This is a genomic window from Marvinbryantia formatexigens DSM 14469 (genome assembly GCF_025148285.1).
Classification (GTDB): Bacteria; Bacillota; Clostridia; order Lachnospirales; family Lachnospiraceae; genus Marvinbryantia; species Marvinbryantia formatexigens.
Map to the genome: position 1 here is coordinate 2127084 of NZ_CP102268.1, position 17032 is coordinate 2144115.

Genomic DNA, 17032 nt, shown 5'->3' on the forward strand with positions numbered 1-17032 from the left:
AGTTATGATGCCGTTTGTGATTCGGATATAAAAATTTTATACTACAAGTTCAATGACAAATGAGGCAGCATCCCTTAAAATTATTTCCAGGACATAAGTATGGAAATGATTTAAGGGAGGACTTCGTATGAGCGAAAAAATGTTAGTAACACAGGCACTGGACGAAAGAGACCTGTTAGTGAAGAAAATCAATGATAAGATTGAGAAAGCAAGTTTCGTAGATACAGCTAAGCCAAATGAGGAAAAAGTATATGCAAAGCGAATTAATAGGGAGGAATATGCGAAAGAAGCAGAGGCGGCTTATCAACAGATTAACGATTTGATCGAACGCTTCCAGAAAATTGACGCTGCAATCGTGGATTCTAATGCGAAGACAGAAGTTAAGACTTCCTACGGCACTTTTACAGTTGCGGGTGCAATCTCACTCAGAAGCAGGCTTCGAGGCATGGATTCTTATGATGGGGAGGCAGATTTCGAAGGCAAATTGAGAGACAAATTAAATGATGAGTATAATGAGCGCGTTCGTTTTTGTGATATAAAGAATAACCAGCTTCAGGCAACGGCGGAAAATATGCGTTTGAGTATTTTGGGGCGTGATGCCAAGGCAAGGGATGATAAACCATTAGGAGTTGTTGATGCGTATGTAAAAGAAAATACTACAGAGCTTGTGAATCCATTGGATATAAAGAAGAAGTTAGAGCTGCTGGAAGAAAAGAGAAACACGATGCTTACGGAATTGGATACACAGATCAAGGTATCCAATGCGACTACTTTTATTGAAATAGCATAAAATATTGCCTGCATTACGAAAATTCCGAACTTAGTTTCCCTGTAACGGGGTTATGTTACAAGAAGAATATACCAATTCTGAAAAATTGGATTGCTCAATATAGAAGTGGCGCAGCTGGCAGCGCACATGGCAGCTAACCATGATGTCGCGGGTTCAAATCCTGCCTTCAAAAAAGTTGAGTATATATGGTGCTGGATAACATCTCCGATTGTGAATTGTTTTTGGTATTATCTGAACTTTCAATTATAAATAGTTAATGGTTTTGTTCTTGAAATGTTTTAAGTAAATGAATAACTTTCCTTTAGGCATAGAAATGTGCTGAAATCCATGAAGCAGGTTAAGGTGAGAAACTGATTGACCGGGGATAAGCCTCATGGCTGTAATGCAGGCAATATCATAAATTGGAGCTGTGGCGAAAGCTACAGCTTCTGTCGTTGTTATGTATCTGTGGGTATCTGGTGAAATCCTTTGTGCGTGAGGATTATGAGAAACAGAAATATCGTCGAGCAGGGCACATATGATAAGCTGATTGAGGAGCAGGTAAGGTACTATCAGCTCTACACAGGAGATAAAGCAAACAAAGCAAAAGCATATTAAAGCTTCAGAAATCTCTTAAAGTATGTTATACTGGTTAAGATTTTGTATCATATTAATCAGAGGAGATTGTTTATGAAGAAAAAATTTTGGTTGAAACTGCTGCTGATTCTGGTGGTATTAGCGGCAGCGGTACTGTTGTTTGCCGGAAATTATCTGGTGGATTTTGCGATTGTGCGCGAGGAGAATGTGGAAAAAGATGTTGCGCCGCCCGCAGAGATTTCGGATGAGGCGGGAAATATCATGGCGGAAAATCTTGCCGCGATAAATGCGCAGAAGGAGGAGTGGCTGGCGGAAACGGCTGTGGAGGAGGTGTCGATTACATCGGAGGACGGTCTTTTGCTGAAAGGGGATTTGTTTTCCGGGGATGAGGACAGTCATCGGTGGCTGCTTGCGATTCACGGCTACACGGGGCAGCGGTCGGATATGCAGAATATAGCCAGCTTCTACGGCGTACAGGGCTATCATGTGCTGACGCCCGATATGCGCGCTCATGGAGAGAGCGAGGGAAAATATATTGGTATGGGCTGGCTGGACCGGAAGGACGTCCTGCAGTGGATTGATTTTATTCTTGAGAGGGATTCGCAGGCGGAAATTATTCTGCACGGCGTGTCGATGGGCGGCGCGACGGTGATGATGGTCTCCGGCGAGGAGCTTCCAGAGAATGTGAAGGGAATCGTGGAGGACTGCGGTTATACCTCGGTGTGGGATATTTTTGCGGATGAGCTGGCGTATCTGTTCCATCTGCCCACATTCCCGGTTATGGATGCAGCGAATCTGGTAGCCAATATCCGGGCAGGCTATGATTTTAAAGAGGCGTCCGCGGTGAAGCAGGTGGAAAAAAGCAGTGTGCCGACAGTATTTATACACGGCTCTGAGGATAACTTTGTACATACAGAAATGGTCTATGAGGTGTATGAGGCGTGCACGGCGCCGAAGGAGCTGCTGGTTGTGGAGGGCGCCGGACACGGGCAGGCATATCAGATGGATCCGGAGCTGTATTTTTCAACTGTATTTGATTTCCTGGACAGAGAGTGCTTCTGATGACGGCATAAAAGAGAGCGGACGGTGGCGCGAAGAAATTCAAATGACACGCCAGAGCTCGGATATAGATGTGGCGGAAGCCGTTGCCATCCGTCCGTCACAGACTGATGTGAGACAAATCATGAGATTTTAAGTGACCGGAGGATGTTATGAGATATTATATTGCGGATTCCCACTTTTTTCACGGGACTCTGAATACGAAGATGGATAACCGCGGCTTTGCCAATGCGGACGAAATGAACGCGTATATGCTGAAGCGGTGGAATGACAAAGTGCGGAAAAACGATGATGTCATCATTCTGGGCGACCTGTCCTGGGGAAAAGCAGAGGAGACGAACGAACTGCTGGAGCAGCTTAACGGGCGTCTGCATCTCATCCAAGGCAATCATGACCGGTTTCTGAAAAACAAAAAATACAACGCCGACCGGTTTGTGTGGATTAAGCCTTACGAGGAGCTACATGACAGCAAACGGAAGGTGGTGCTCTGCCACTATCCCATCATGTGCTACAACGGGCAATACCGCGTGGATTCCAAAGGGAATCCGCTGGTGTATATGCTGCACGGGCATGTGCACGATACGATAGATCAGCGGCTGCTGGAGCAGTTTGGCGATATCACACAAAATACTGTGCGCGAGGTGCAGGACGGCAGCGTCCGCGCAATTCCCTGCAACATGATAAATTGTTTCTGTATGTACTCTGATTACACGCCGCTCACACTCGACGAGTGGATCGCCTGTGACCGGGCGCGGCGCGCTCAGCGCAGACCAACGTAGAAATGGGATATATAAGAATTGGTTTCTTATAAGGTTTCTTATAATTTTTCTTTTACTCCGTTTACTTTCTAACGTGAATTGGATATAATAAAATTAACCTCAAATTTTCTTTAGATTTCAAGAATAGAAAGGATGATTTTATGAACCTTGCAAAAATTTCTTCAAACGGTCAGATCACAGTTCCGGTTGAAATTCGCCGTCTGCTCGGTCTGAAATCTGGTGATAAAATTCTGTTTCTGCAGAAGCCAAATGGTGAAATTGTAGTCTGCAATGCTTCCGCCCAGGCAATACGCAAAGCACAGGCTGCCTTTTCCGGTGTCGCTGAGGAAATGGGTGTTTATAATGAAGATGATATTCAGGCACTTGTGGATGAAATACGGTACGGAAAGGAAAGATAATCGTGCGGATTCTGATTGATACAAACATCCTTTTTTCTGCATTGCTCTTTCCACGGTCAAAGCCCGCAAAGGCTCTGCTCTATATTGCCCAGAACCATGAAATGGTTCTTTGTGACCGCAATATAGCAGAGCTGCGGGACATTCTGAACCGTAAGGCACCCAAATATCTGCCGGATGCGGAAGTACTTCTTGCAGAGATGTCTTATGAGCTGATCCCTGCAGTTGACTATGCGGAAAAGCTGATACGTGATGCAAAAGACCAGCCAATACTGAATGCCGCTATCGTCTCCGATGTAGATGTGATCCTGACCGGAGATAAAGACTTTTTAAGTCTCGATATGGAACATCCAAAATGCATGACGGCTACACAGTTCTTTGAGTATGAAGGCGTGGAGGAATGACCTCTGCGCCTTTTCTGTTTGCGCGTCATGGGCGCGCTCTAACGGGTGCAAGTCCCGAACATGCCCGGATAGTGGGAAATGTATAGCTGAACAGCAAGGGTGTCCATCGCGAGGTGGAATCTGAAGGAAGCTGTAGGCAAATCTCTGGTCCGACGGACAGAAATCGCATATAAGGCTAGGCTACGAGAGATAAGCTGGCAGAAAGCAACGAAGTCTAATAACTATCACGTTTGTAGTAGCAGAGTAAATGCGGCGGATATATGGAGAGAAAGAGCGTGCACCTTAAGCGTGGAGGTCTCACAGAGGTTCCATCAGCCTAGTAACAACGAACTGTGAGAAGTCAGCAGAGTCCATAGTAGTGAGGAAGTCTCAGTAATGGAGATGGAGCGAAGGGGCGAACAATCAATCAGTTTGAGTAGGTCTCGTGTTGCAGAAGAGACAGACATCCGCCGTAACCAATCGGGGAAAAGATGGTCAAATCAAGCGAGACGGAAAGGAAAGAACGCATGGACACAAGTAGTCTAATGGAGCAGATATTATCCAGAGATAATCTCAACAGAGCGTACCTGCAAGTCGTACGAAACAAAGGTGCAGAGGGAGTGGACGGAATGAAGTACACGGAACTTAAGGAGCACCTTGCAAAGAACGGCGAAATCATCAAGGAACAGCTGAGGACAAGGAAATATAAGCCTCAGCCAGTACGAAGAGTGGAGATACCAAAGACGGATGGCGGTGTCAGAAATCTGGGAGTACCAACAGTAACAGACAGATTTGTACAACAAGCCATAGCACAAGTGTTAACACCAATCTATGAAGAACAGTTTCATGACCACAGTTATGGATTTAGACCAAACAGATGTGCACAGCAGGCAATCCTTGCGGCACTCGACATGATGAATGACGGAAATGACTGGATTGTAGATATTGACCTGGAAAAGTTCTTTGACACAGTAAACCATGACAAGTTAATGACTTTAATTGGCAGAACAATCAAAGATGGAGATGTTATCTCTATTGTAAGGAAATATCTTGTAAGCGGAATCATGATAGATGATGAGTACAGGGAATCAGTTGTGGGAACACCACAAGGAGGAAATCTTTCTCCGCTGTTAGCAAACATCATGCTCAATGAACTCGATAAGGAAATGGAAAAGCGAGGGTTGAACTTTGTAAGATATGCGGATGACTGCATTATCATGGTAGGAAGCGAAATGTCTGCAAAGCGGGTGATGAGAAATATATCACGTTTCATCGAAGAGAAACTGGGACTCAAGGTCAACATGACCAAGAGCAAAGCAGACAGACCACAAGGGTTAAAATACCTTGGATTCGGATTCTACTATGACCCAATGGCACACCAATACAAGGCTAAACCACATGCAAAATCAGCTGAGAAATTTAAGAAGAAGATGAAAGAACTCACCTGCCGTAGCTGGGGCGTTAGCAACAGCTATAAAGTGGAGAAACTCAACCAACTCATCAGAGGATGGATAAACTACTTCAGGATAGGAAGCATGAAAACGCTCTGTAGAGAACTGGACGGAAACATCAGATATTAGATTGCGCATGTGTATATGGAAACACTGGAAAACTCCCCAGAACAGAGCAAAGAATCTGATGAAACTTGATGTACCAAGATGGGCGGCATACAATATCGCTTATTGTGGCGATAAATACGCTCGTCTCGCACACAATGGCTGGATACAGAAAGCTATAAGTACAAAGAGACTAACCTCATTTGGATTAGTCTCAATGCTGGATTACTACACCGAGAGGTGTGTCACTTGTTAAGTTGATTGAACCGCCGTGTACCGAACGGTACGCACGGTGGTGTGAGAGGTCGGAATTTCTCATTTAAGAGAAATTCCTCCTACTCGATTCTGCAAATCCCTGTCTTGACCGACAGAGAGAGGACAGGCAGCAACCAGTACACAAACAGTCCAGCACCGTATAATGTGGAATGTCTTTCTGATATACCACGAAGCAGATATTCATGCCTGCGGGTATTTGCCGGGAATTACAAAAACAGGAAAAACGGCACTTTTTTGATAAAAAATGGACTGTGCATTCCTTGGATAATTGAATATAATAAAAATATTTAGCAGAAGGAGGAAAATGCAGTGAAGCAGATTTATCGTTCATATAAGGTAAATAATATGGTTCTTTTGTATCTTCTGGACAGTGAAACACAGACGATGGGATTTACTGTGCTGCCGGAAGATATGGGCGCTGATAGAAGAAGCAATCGCTCTTTACAGAAAATGTACGCCGATTATCAGAAATGCAAGAGTGAGCCGCAGCGGATCCGTGGTACGTTCTTATGCAAAGCCGGAGGGGTATCAGATCGTTGAATTGCTCAGCGAAGAAGGAGCGCTTCTGGTCGTACACAGCTTTCAGCATGAGGGGATAATTGCAGGGTATCAGAAAAATCTGAGAGGTTATCATATCAGCAGCATGTTTGCAGATAACGCAATCAGTGCCTCTCTGGGAGAGGAAGGATATCTGCAGATCGAAGCTATGCATGCGTTTGACGGAGCTGTTTTTCATTGCCTGCGGGCAGAATAATTTCCTGGGAGGGGCCGGCCGTGAAAAATTTTCATTCTCTGAGAGTAAAGATAGCAGCAGTATTTTGTGTCTGTGTCATTATTCCTCTGCTGGGCGTAAACCTGGTAGTGTTCAAGTGGTATCAGCAAAACCTGGAGGAAAGCACAGTACGGGTATATGATATGGTCAGCGACCAGATTGAAACGAACCTTGATACATATCTGACTGCCGTAAAACGGATTTCACTGTATCCATATTACAACAATCAGATACAGGAAATCCTTTATGATATATCCATACATGGAGACCGGAGTGTAATGACCAGGGAAAACAATGATATTATGAATGACTTTCTGTTTAATATGCTGATTCAGGATCAGGAAATCCAGTCGGTGTTTATTACAGACCTGGATGGAAATGTGGTTTATAATAAGAGCAACGGAGGATATTATCGCGATACGGATTACTTCAGAAGCTATATTGCATCTATGGATGAGGAATTTCTGATAATTCCCACGCACCCCCAGAGCTATGTGAACCGTACCCGCAAAAATGTTTTCAGCTATGTGCGTGTAATTAAAGAAGTAAATACAAATACACCGATCGGCTATGCTATTCTGGAAATGGACAGCGGGCTGATTCTGGAAATGACAGAAAAAAACAGTGATGTCTCAGATGCGTATATTGCGGTTACACTGCAGGATGGTTCCATGCTGAACGGAACGATACCGGAAGAGCAGTTGGAAGCTTTTTCAGAGTATTTTTCTGAGACCGGAAGGGATGACAGCGAAGGAAGTGTAATAATTGATGGGGATCGTTACCTGCTCAGTGTATCTGCAAAAAGTGACAATGGCCTGGTGACCTGGATATTTCAGAAGGAAGAGGTAGTCATGTCGGGGCTGAATCAGATGGCCGGGCTGACGACGCTTATCTTGATTCTGGTCAGTGCGGCAGTTCTGGCAGCAACGGTAGTGGCTTCACGGCAGCTGACAGCTCCGCTGGTGCATCTTCGCGACGCAATGATGCAGGTAAAGCATGGAAACTTTAAGGCGAAAGTAAAAGAAGCCGGAGGCAGAGATGAGGTAGGAGAGCTGACAGACTGCTTTAACTCTATGCTGGATGCGATCGACGATTTGATCACAAGGGAATATAAGCTGAAGCTCCAGGAAAGAGACGCAAATCTTCAGGCGCTGCAGAACCAGATTAATCCGCATTTTCTGTATAATACGCTGGAGAGCATTACGATGATGGCGGAAATTAACGACGATACGGATGTGGCGGAGATGGTGACGGATCTGGGCAAGTTTATGCGGTTTACACTTACGACCAGAGATGCAATGGTACGCCTGAGCGAGGAGCTGGCCTGTGTAGAGAATTATGTACAGATCCAGAATGTCCGGTATGACCATTGTATATCTCTGAGTGTGGATTGTCCGGAGAAGTTGGCAGATAACCGGATCGTAAAGCTGAGCATCCAGCCGGTTGTCGAGAACGCTATCTTACATGGCACAGGAGGAGCCGGGAGCGGAATCCATCTTCGAATCAGAGTGCGGGAGGAAAATTCTGATATGGAAATTCTTATCGCGGATGATGGGCAGGGGATGGATCCGGAAACGCTGGCGGGCGTTATAAAAAATCTGGAGCAGGGAGAGGAGACGGAACGGCCCGGGCAGAGTATCGGTCTGAAAAATGTGCATCAGCGGATAAAGCTGAGGTATGGAGAAAAATACGGATTAAAAATAACAAGCAAACCGGGAAAAGGGACGGAGGTTCGACTGCTGCTGCCGTGCAGCCGGGAGGAAAGTCATGCTTAGAATTATGGTTGTGGATGATGAACCCATTATATTAAAAGGGATAAAGAGTATCATTAAGAGACGGGCACAGGATTATGTGGCAGCGGGAGAAGCAAAAAGCCTGGAGGAGGCGGTAAATACGGCGCTTGCGTGCCGGCCGGATGTCATTATCACAGATATTCGTATGCCGGACGGAACAGGGCTGGAAATGATCGAACGGCTGCTGGATAAGCTGCCGGATACGAAATATGTGGTACTGAGCGGATACGGAGAATTTGAGTATGCGCAGGAGGCACTGCGGCTGGGAGTTTCTGATTATATATTGAAACCGGTAAACAGCAGAGAAATTTATTCTGTGCTGGAGAAAATGGCGGCGCTGTTTCAGGAAAAAAGGCAGAGCCTTTCAAGGAAAAATGCGGAAAGAATCAGAGACGCTCTTTATCAGTTTTTTTACCGGAATAACAGGGGAGAAGAGGGAGTGCTGCGGCAGAGTCTGAAAGAAAGCTGTTTTTTCACAGTAGTGTTACTCCAGCTCCCGGCGATATGCGGAAGCGAAATACGGCAGCAGGGAATCCGGGCAGCAGAGGGCTGGCTGGAAAAAAATCAGACGGGTTTTGTGACAGCAGATGGCAATGAAATATGTATTCTGCTGCAGACGGAGAAGGTATCGGATATTCATTTTATAAATCATTTTCTTCTGGAGCAGATGAAGGAGCTGGGGATAGAGGGAAGCTGCCTTTATGTCAGCGACACTGTGTCGGATACGGACAGTCTGTCCGGGCTTTTTAGGCAGGCAAAGCAGTGCCAGGGAATGAGCTTTTACAGAACGAAGAAGCAGCAGATACAAAGATGGAGCGGAGAGGAAATGGTTCCGTTTACCATTGATTTACTTCAGAATCACGTGGAATCTGAGCTGTGCGCTCTGCTTGAACAGAGAAAAGCGGAAGAAGCGGAAGAAAAGCTGCGCGGTCAGATGACATGGTGTGCCCGGAAGATGATTATCCCGCAGGATGTAGCGCGGTATTTCCAGGGACTGCTTCGTCTGGCGATTGCCCAGATGAGGACGGACGGTTTTTTACCGCCGGTTCTTGACGACATCCTGAATGAACAGATTTTCAGTGTAAATGACTGCAGCAGCAGCGAAGAACTTCTGGAAAAAGTAAAGGTTATATTGCAGGAACTGACAAGGGAGGATCAAAGAACCGGTGAGACAGGCTCCTCGCGGATCGTTCAGGAAATCAAAAGATATATTCAGGAGCATTATGCGGAAAATATTAATTTAAATGCGCTGGCGGATCAGGTTTATTTAAGCCCCAAATATCTCAGCGATTTGTTCAAACGGGAAACAGGAGAAAATTATACCAGTTATCTTCTGTACGTGCGCATGGAGCATGCAAAAAAATATCTGATGCAGTTTGATCTGAAAATATATGAAGTAGCGGAGCTGACCGGATATGCAAGTCCGAAACAGTTTATCAGGGTATTTAAAAAGGAAGTGGGAGTTACTCCGGGTGAGTATCGGAATCAGGTGGGAAATGGAAAACAGGCACCTTTTCGGGAATAGGAGCGCTTTTTTGCATGCACGGGAAAGTTTATAATAACACCATCAAAAAAGTGCAGTGCACACGAAAGGAGAAGCATGGACATGAAAAAATGGGGGAAACGGTTGTTTGCAGTATCTGCATTAGCGGCAATGTGCGCAGGAGGAACTGTTTTTGCAGAAGAGGAAATTACACTGACTTATATGGGATGGCTGGACAATAATGAAGACGGCCTCCGGGCAGTGGCGGATCTGTATGAAGAGGCGAATCCAAATGTAAAGATCGAAATCGAGCTTCTGGAATCGGATCAGTATGATACAGTCTATATGGCAAGAATGGCTTCCGGTGAAGCGGCGGATCTGATGTCCATCCGTTATCAGGAGGACAATAAAAAGAATTATGCTTCCGGAGACTATGTGGCGGATCTGACCGGTCAGCCGGCGGTAGGATATCTCAAGGAGGGACTTGACCAGGTGTCTGCGTATGAAGGCGAGATTCAGGGAATCCCGGTGGCAGCTGATTGCTGGGGACTGTGGTACAATGCAGATATGCTGGAGAAGCTTGGGCTGGAGGTCCCGACTACTATCGGTGAATTCAGAAACTGCTGCGAGACTGCAAAGGAGGCCGGATATGTGCCGATTGCAAATGGTCTGCAGGATGGATGGACGGCGTGGATGACGCTCTGGACGCTGTGGGGCAAGGCAGGAGAGGCGGACCCGACGCTGTTTGACAGGTTCCAGATTGGGGAAGCAACGCTTTCTGATGTAGAGGAGGTCAGATGGGCATTTGATACGGCGAAAGAATACTATGACGCAGGTTATTACCCGGAAAATGTGCTTGGGACATCACAGGACAGCGCCGTGCAGCTCTGGTACAACCAGGAAGCCCTGTTCTGCCCGAACGGAAGCTTTTTCCTTACGGAAGTAGAGGCGGCAGATCCGGATTTTACATATGGGTTCTGTAAGCAGCCTTATAATGAAGAGCCGCAGGAGGATATCTGTGCGCAGGGCGGATATACATTCAGTATGGCGGCATATAAGCAGGGGGAACATGTGGATCAGGCAATTGATTTTATCAATTTCTTCTTCACGCCGGAAAATTACAGTGTGTATGTGGAAAAAGCGGCAGTGATCGGCACTACGGTTGAGGGCGTTACAGGAGGCGATTCCGGAGCGGCAAAGCAGATTGGAGAATGTATCACGCCGATGAATACGAATCTTCATCCGGGGGCTGCCCAGGATGCGGCTACTGATGGGCTGGCGGCTGTGTTTGCGGGAGTGAAGACTTCGGATGAGGTCGTAGCGGAAATGGACCAGATGCTGCAGGATTCTTTAACAAAATAGGCTGATTTATGGGGGCTGGGGGAAAACTCCCGGCCCTTTTTCTGCCGGAAAGGAGAAAATATGAAGCAAAAAAACCGAAAAAAGCAGCTGGAACCCTATTTGCTTATCTTGCCAGGGCTGCTGATATTTACCGTTTTTTTTGTGATCCCGGTGATGACTACCTTTGTATACAGCTTTACAAATTATGACGGATTTCAGCCGAAACTGAATTTTGTGGGATGGAAAAATTACATTAATATATTTACCAATGATAAAAAATTCTGGGCCTCCATTGTCAATAATATAAAGCTGGTTCTCTGTTACAATACCATTGGCCTTTTTATTTCGGTTTCGCTTGCGCTTGTCCTGAATAAAATACGGTTTAAAAATTTTTACCGGGCCTGCTTTTTTATTCCTGTCGTGATGAGCACAGTTGCGATCGGATATACCTGGAGCTTTATGTTTGACCCGACAAACGGAATTTTCAGCGCTATTTCAAAGCTGCTGGGACTTCCGGTGGTGGATTTCCTGGGGAATTATAAGCTGGCGCTGTATGCGGTGATCTTTGTAGATATCTGGAAAGGGCAGGGAAATAATATGATCATTCTCCTGGCGGGGCTGCAGTCTATTCCGGCGGATGTGTACGAGAGCGCCAGGATCGACGGTGCGACTACATGGCAGCAGATACGTTACATTACGCTGCCGCTGCTGAAGCCGACGATTTCCGTTGTAATATTGCTGACGACGATCGGCTGCATCAAGGCCTTTGACCTAACCTACGTTATGACAAAGGGAGGACCGTTTAACAGCTCTGAGCTGATGACCGTGCGTATTTTTAATGAGGCATTCGGAGGTTCCGCCCATTATTATGGATATGCATCGGCGGAATCGACGATTCTGTTTGTGCTGGTACTGATTGTTTCACTGATTCAGCTCAAAGTTACGCGTGAAAAGGAGGCATGAAAAATATGCGGAAAAAAGCTCTGAGCATATGCGGCTATAGTCTGATTACGGTGCTGGCGCTGCTGTATATGTACCCTGTGTTCATGGTTTTGATGAATTCTTTCAAGACCTCTGCGGAAATACGCACATCCGGATTATCCATGCCGGAGAGTCTTTATCTTGGCAACTATGTGACTGCCTGGGTAAAAGGAAACTTTGGACGTTCCCTTATTAACAGTATTATTGTGACTGGGGGAAGTCTGGTGGCAATTTACTTTCTGAACATCATTACGGCGTATCCGTTTGCAAGAATGAAATTTGCCGGAAAAGGCGCCCTGTTTATGCTTCTGCTCAGCGGGATCATGTTTCCGATACAGATGGCGATTATTCCGCTGTTCGGAATGATTACGAGGCTGGGACTGGTGAATAACCCGCTGGGGCTGATTTTTGTGTATACTGCCTTTTCTATTCCGATGGGGGTACTGTTGATTTCGAATTTTATAAAGGGGCTGCCGGTTGAGATTGAAGAGGCCGCGAGTATTGACGGGTGCGGGACGGTCCGCATGATGTTTCAGATTGTCAGACCGCTGATTAAACCGGTCATGAGTACATTGATCATTATTAATGCGATTAATATATGGAATGATTTGCTGCTCCCGATTATTGTCCTCACTACAAAGGATTCCAAAACGATGCCGGCGGGACTGATGTATTTTTCCGGTCAGTATAATACACAGTGGGAGTATGTAACGGCGGCGGTAATAATTATCAGTCTGCCGATGATTATTTTCTATATCCTGATGCAAAAGGATATTGTAAACGGACTGGCGTCCGGGGCGGTAAAATCGTAAATACAGATTTGAGAGAGGAGATTGAAATGAAGCTGACACCCAAAATTGTAGGAATTATTGGAAAAAGAAATGAATGGTATTTTTACGGAGACGACCTCCGACCGGAAGAGATACGGTTTTCCGCGACAAAATTACTGAGTGACATTACGGTGGAAGCCTGCGCGCACGGAATCCGCATGAGCGCAATGTGCGTGGGGAAGGGCAGAGGAATTGCGGCTGTGCGGATAAGAGAAAAACAGTACCGGATTCCGTGTGTGGTTTTTGGAGAGAAGGAATTTTTTCTCTGTATGGTAATCAGCAGCAATTTTCATTATGGGTATGATCCTTCTGCATACGAGGATTCGGATATTACGAAAAAACATGATGCTGCCGGAAACGGGTTTGACAAAGCGGCAAAGGAGCTTCTGCCAGTATACCGCAGGCATGGTATTCCGGTGACGTGGCTGATTGACCCTGTCACAGGTTTCTTTAAAAAAGAGCAGTTGATTCGCTGGCATGAGGCATTTGGCGATGATTACGGCATTATGCCTACGTCAAACTTTTTTAAGAATACGGACAATTACAATACCAGGCATACACAGGAGGAGACGGATGAGTTTTTCGGAAAAATGAAGGCGATGACCGAACATCACTTCCCCTATTACACGCAGATCGCCGGAATTGATCAGTGGGTCGGAAGCGTCGGAAGTCATTTTGTGAAAAGCTGTGAAAAATATGGGATCCGGGGATTATGGGGGCTGGGGTATGACCACGGAACCTGCGACACCAGCATGTATCACAGAGGCTGTCCCTGGGACGTATACAAAATGGACACGGAAAATTTCAGAAGACCGGATCCGGACAGTGAAATATGGGGATTCCAGTGGACCGTCCGCGATATCCTGAATACGGTGCACTGCCCGGAGGGGATAAGCGGAGCGGCTGTATTCAGCACGGATGCAGACGATATCTTTTTTCATAACATTCTGCAGACGGAAAAAGAATACTATAAACGGATGTTGGAAGAATATAAGAAAAATATGGAGCACAACGAATACTTTGTATTTCTGGTGCATCAGGAGGACCATGATACACATCACATACAGTGCAATGAATATTATGAGCAGTTCCTGGATTCTGTACTTCCGGATGAGGATATTACTCTGGCAACGATGCAGGAAATTACGATGTGGCTGGATCTGAAATATGGAAAAGGAAAGCATCCCTCGCAGATGATCGCAATGGAGGATATTCTGGAAGACCCGTCCCATGTGGTTTTTGAGGATGAATCCTATGAAGTGTGCGGAAAAATTAAACAACCAAAGGACTGGGGCAGGTATCAGCCGATCCGGGCATATTATGATGAAAAGATTCAGGCAATTTATGAATGCGGGGAGGACGGAAAGCCGAAGGTATTTCCGTACCGGGTATACGATTACCGGAAAGAATATCCGTTTGCGGAGGAGGGCGAATGGCCGCAGGAAGACTATTCCGGTATCAGAGAGGTAAAACAGTCGGAAAATGAAGTGATTATTATCAGCGGGAAAGAATACGGATCCGTGCCGCTTCTCCTGGAGGAGAAAATTAGGTATTGCAGGATCAAAGAGGGAGAAAACCGGATCGTTATTTCACATACATAAGCGATAAAGCGGCATCTCAAAAACTGCAGTTTCTAAAAAAACTGCAGTTTTTGCTTTAAATTTCACATTTTGTAAAAGAGAAATATACGGTATGATTTGAAAAACACAGAGAATCAGGTGTTTCAAAAGACACGACGGGCAGTAACAATTCAGACGGGCAGTCCTGTTACGACGACCCCATATGTACAGAGGCTGTAAATGGCAGGTTACTGTGAGCAGAGTGAACAGCAATAATGGCAGGGAGGATTTGGAGTAAAGTATGATAATAGACAAAAAAACAGGAGAACCGTACATCAATATCTGGTTTGGCAATTTTTACCGTCCGGCATATGATGACAAAAAATTTGTGAAAGAAAATATTGCGCTCTTGAAGAAATTGGGATTCAACAGTGTCATGCTGGACACAAAGGCATGGGAAGACTTTAAAGAACGTTATGAAGGAAAGGAAGCAAGTCAGTTTGTCGCCATGCATGAGTATATGCAGCGGGAACTGAAGAATATGGGAATGTCCCATGAATTTCTGGCGCTTTATCTCAACGGAGATAATCTCTATCCCAACATCCGGTTCAGTCCTCCGATTTACGGCGAATCGGTCATCGATAAAGATGGAAACGATGGAAAATGGTACCGTTACTGGTCTGATAAAGCGAAAGCTTCTATGGAGGAACATGTGGCAAGAGTGTTGGAATCCTATGGGGAGAATTATGTGACAGTTACGGTAAATGGAAGAGAGGGAAAACCAATCTGCAGTATGTGGGATCCAATTGTAGCTCCAAGCTTTGACGAAGAAGGAAGAAAGCGTTACCTTCATTGGCTTGAAAATGAGTATCAGGGGGATATCGGACTATTTAACCAGGTTTATGGTGTGGAAAAGACAGGCTTTGATACATTGGAGAAGGAAGATTACTGGTTCGAGTGCAGATATCCGGATTGTCTTACATTTTCAGAAGAGGATGTAAGGAATCAGACTCCGAAGGCAAGGATGCTGATGGATAACCGGAAATGGCAATGCAAAGAGCTGTGTCTTTATTTTCAGGATATGAAGGAGCGGCTGCACAGGATTGATGAGTCTCTTTATCTATGTCCGGATATGGCGCAGTGGGGCTATTTCCTGAATGTGGATGGATCCAGGCTGACAGGTGTAGGATTTGCTGATCTCTGGGATACGGCGGCAAGAGGAATCGATATCTATCGTCTTGCGGAATATGTGGATTGCGCACATTTTCTTTCGGTTCCGGTAACGCCTGACGGAGATCCGGAAGCTTATGTAACTTCCTGTCATCACAGCATGATGCGCAGCATGAACAGTGGAAGAGAATTTATAGGCGGAATTTACTGGGGGAGGTATCTGTACAATGATATCTATACAGTGCTGACTCCATGTGAGATTGTAGCCTCCATCGTGGCAAGCGGTGCGTCAGGCTATACTTCTTACGGCATGTGCGGTCTGGATGACGGCGGATTGCTTCATCGGATGGAAGGGTACTTCAATGATTCCCTGGGGCGCGCGAATGAATGGGCGAAAGAAGTAATCCCGCAGCTTGGAGCAAAAAAGAAATCGGATATCGCGATTTTGTTTCCTTCTGCAATGGCGGCTTATGAAACAATGCGCACGGAGGGAAACAAGGAGCGGCGGCTGGATCTGCTGGGATGGTACAAGGCGTGCCGGGATCTGGGAGCAGAAGCAGATGTGACAGACAGCAAAAACTTGTGTAAAGAACATTTTCTGGACAGTTACCGGGTATTGATTATTCCGGACAATGACTGCTATGAGATGAATCCGGATCCGGAGTTTGAAGAGACGCTTCGGGCATGGTGTGAGCATGGGGGTATTGTACTCTATGGTCCGGACAGTGCGCTGGCAAAGAATTGCTTTGGCGTGGAAGCATACAGGCATCAGCCGGACGCAATTCGTTATCAGGAGGCAGGCATGGTAAAGAGCAGAAATTTCTGCACTTATTCCGGCGGGAAATGCGTTGCGGCATATCTGTCTGACGGGGAGCCCTGCGTTACACAGTATCAGACCGGGAAAGGTTATCAGTATGCGTTTGGCTTTAGCTATGGATATGCTTACAACACAAAGTTCATCCCTCATGTTCCGGTGGAACAGAAGAATAATGAGCTGTATCCTCTGGAGATGATGAAGGGAAATATTCTTGCAGATATTCTAAAGGATACGGCAGGGATGGAAACAAAGCTGCAGAAGAATATAGAACGGGCGTATTTCGCAAATGGGGAGATTATCATCAACCATACATCTTACCCATTTTACGTGGAGCAGGAGGGGGAAAAACAATACCAGTATCCGGTGAATGAAACGCTTCTTCTTCCCCATTCGGCTGTGTTTGTAAAATCTGATAACCATGAAATTGAGTTGCTAAAGCATACTTCACAATGAAAGGACAGAAGGAATATGG

13 protein-coding genes and 1 pseudogene are annotated in these 17032 nt (G+C 45.8%); all 14 read left to right on the forward strand.

Annotation, left to right across the window (positions count from 1 at the left end; translation table 11 throughout):
* Positions 1 to 127 precede the first annotated feature (127 nt).
* The 14 genes and pseudogenes from NQ534_RS10175 to NQ534_RS10240 all read left to right on the forward strand — a co-directional run bounded on the left by NQ534_RS10175 (position 128) and on the right by NQ534_RS10240 (position 17013).
* On the forward strand, positions 128 to 790 hold the full coding sequence (locus NQ534_RS10175) for a hypothetical protein (RefSeq protein WP_006864614.1): 663 nt from the start codon (positions 128 to 130) through the stop codon (positions 788 to 790).
* 669 nt (positions 791 to 1459) lie between these two features.
* A complete protein-coding gene (locus NQ534_RS10180) occupies positions 1460 to 2428 on the forward strand; it encodes an alpha/beta hydrolase (protein ID WP_006864615.1) in 969 nt (322 codons plus the stop codon).
* Positions 2429 to 2577: 149 nt separating this feature from the next.
* A complete protein-coding gene (locus NQ534_RS10185; protein WP_006864617.1) occupies positions 2578 to 3204 on the forward strand; it encodes a metallophosphoesterase family protein in 627 nt (208 codons plus the stop codon).
* A 140-nt stretch (positions 3205 to 3344) separates the two neighbouring features.
* Positions 3345 to 3602 (forward strand): AbrB/MazE/SpoVT family DNA-binding domain-containing protein, encoded by a 258-nt coding sequence (locus tag NQ534_RS10190; protein ID WP_006864618.1) that lies wholly within the window; start codon positions 3345 to 3347, stop codon positions 3600 to 3602.
* Positions 3603 to 3604: 2 nt separating this feature from the next.
* A complete protein-coding gene (locus tag NQ534_RS10195; protein ID WP_006864619.1) occupies positions 3605 to 4003 on the forward strand; it encodes a putative toxin-antitoxin system toxin component, PIN family in 399 nt (132 codons plus the stop codon).
* Positions 4004 to 4509: 506 nt separating this feature from the next.
* Positions 4510 to 5794, forward strand: a pseudogene (ltrA, locus tag NQ534_RS10200) (group II intron reverse transcriptase/maturase).
* Positions 5795 to 6184: 390 nt separating this feature from the next.
* The gene (locus tag NQ534_RS10205) at positions 6185 to 6568 is read left to right on the forward strand and encodes a hypothetical protein (RefSeq protein WP_143115901.1); all 384 of its coding nucleotides are present in this window, start codon (positions 6185 to 6187) and stop codon (positions 6566 to 6568) included.
* A 20-nt stretch (positions 6569 to 6588) separates the two neighbouring features.
* Entirely contained in the window at positions 6589 to 8361 is a 1773-nt protein-coding gene (locus NQ534_RS10210; RefSeq protein WP_040785343.1) for a sensor histidine kinase, read from the forward strand.
* Positions 8354 to 9904, forward strand: a complete 1551-nt coding sequence (locus NQ534_RS10215; protein ID WP_006864330.1) for a response regulator transcription factor — start codon at positions 8354 to 8356, stop codon at positions 9902 to 9904. Before NQ534_RS10210 ends, NQ534_RS10215 begins: the two co-directional genes overlap by 8 nt.
* An 81-nt stretch (positions 9905 to 9985) precedes the next feature.
* Entirely contained in the window at positions 9986 to 11224 is a 1239-nt protein-coding gene (locus NQ534_RS10220; protein WP_040785341.1) for an ABC transporter substrate-binding protein, read from the forward strand.
* A 60-nt stretch (positions 11225 to 11284) separates the two neighbouring features.
* Entirely contained in the window at positions 11285 to 12166 is an 882-nt protein-coding gene (locus tag NQ534_RS10225; RefSeq protein ID WP_006864328.1) for a carbohydrate ABC transporter permease, read from the forward strand.
* Positions 12167 to 12171: 5 nt separating this feature from the next.
* A complete protein-coding gene (locus NQ534_RS10230; RefSeq protein ID WP_157200770.1) occupies positions 12172 to 12996 on the forward strand; it encodes a carbohydrate ABC transporter permease in 825 nt (274 codons plus the stop codon).
* Between the two features lie 26 nt (positions 12997 to 13022).
* Entirely contained in the window at positions 13023 to 14615 is a 1593-nt protein-coding gene (locus NQ534_RS10235) for a hypothetical protein (RefSeq protein WP_006864326.1), read from the forward strand.
* Between the two features lie 259 nt (positions 14616 to 14874).
* Positions 14875 to 17013 (forward strand): type 1 glutamine amidotransferase family protein, encoded by a 2139-nt coding sequence (locus NQ534_RS10240; RefSeq protein WP_006864325.1) that lies wholly within the window; start codon positions 14875 to 14877, stop codon positions 17011 to 17013.
* Positions 17014 to 17032: the final 19 nt, after the last annotated feature.

Excerpts from the sequence above, each read along its gene's own strand:
- NQ534_RS10235 (WP_006864326.1), top strand. The coding sequence starts at position 13,023 with ATGAAGCTGACACCCAAAATTGTAGGAATTATTGGAAAAAGAAATGAA.
- NQ534_RS10180 (WP_006864615.1), top strand. The coding sequence starts at position 1,460 with ATGAAGAAAAAATTTTGGTTGAAACTGCTGCTGATTCTGGTGGTATTA.
- NQ534_RS10185 (WP_006864617.1), top strand. The coding sequence starts at position 2,578 with ATGAGATATTATATTGCGGATTCCCACTTTTTTCACGGGACTCTGAAT.
- NQ534_RS10190 (WP_006864618.1), top strand. The coding sequence starts at position 3,345 with ATGAACCTTGCAAAAATTTCTTCAAACGGTCAGATCACAGTTCCGGTT.
- NQ534_RS10220 (WP_040785341.1), top strand. The coding sequence starts at position 9,986 with ATGAAAAAATGGGGGAAACGGTTGTTTGCAGTATCTGCATTAGCGGCA.
- NQ534_RS10225 (WP_006864328.1), top strand. The coding sequence starts at position 11,285 with ATGAAGCAAAAAAACCGAAAAAAGCAGCTGGAACCCTATTTGCTTATC.
- NQ534_RS10230 (WP_157200770.1), top strand. The coding sequence starts at position 12,172 with ATGCGGAAAAAAGCTCTGAGCATATGCGGCTATAGTCTGATTACGGTG.
- NQ534_RS10240 (WP_006864325.1), top strand. The coding sequence starts at position 14,875 with ATGATAATAGACAAAAAAACAGGAGAACCGTACATCAATATCTGGTTT.
- NQ534_RS10215 (WP_006864330.1), top strand. The coding sequence starts at position 8,354 with ATGCTTAGAATTATGGTTGTGGATGATGAACCCATTATATTAAAAGGG.
- NQ534_RS10175 (WP_006864614.1), top strand. The coding sequence starts at position 128 with ATGAGCGAAAAAATGTTAGTAACACAGGCACTGGACGAAAGAGACCTG.